Source organism: Halobacteriovorax sp. DA5, assembly GCF_002903145.1.
Classification (GTDB): Bacteria; Bdellovibrionota; Bacteriovoracia; order Bacteriovoracales; family Bacteriovoracaceae; genus Halobacteriovorax_A.
The window spans coordinates 1-309 of the sequence record NZ_PPDJ01000058.1; the positions used below are offsets into that span (position 1 = coordinate 1).

The 309-nt window shown below is 47.2% G+C and carries 1 protein-coding gene; it reads right to left on the minus strand.

What is annotated here, in order from left to right; genetic code table 11:
- Positions 1-309: hypothetical protein (locus C0Z22_RS15875; RefSeq protein WP_199177589.1), on the minus strand; the 309-nt coding region annotated here is incomplete at both ends.

Genomic DNA, 309 nt, shown 5'->3' on the forward strand with positions numbered 1-309 from the left:
AAGTCTTTCTTTTTGATCTTCTCATCTGATTGCTGTTTGTCATTCTCCAGGTCCATTATGGACTCCTGGGCCAGTTTCAGATCACCCTCAAGCTTCCTCTTGGCTCTCTCAAGGTCCATACGAAGCTTCTTCTCTTGCTCCAGTGAGCCCTCAAGATCATCCACTTGCTGCTCAAGCTTTGTCTTAGATTTAGTCAGAGTGTTGACTTTGTCTTCCTCTGCCTGAAGGTCATCAAGAGTCTGCTGGTGTGCCTCTTGGAGAGCTTTCTTCTCTTTGGTCAGCTTGGCAATGCTCTCATCCTGAGAAGCC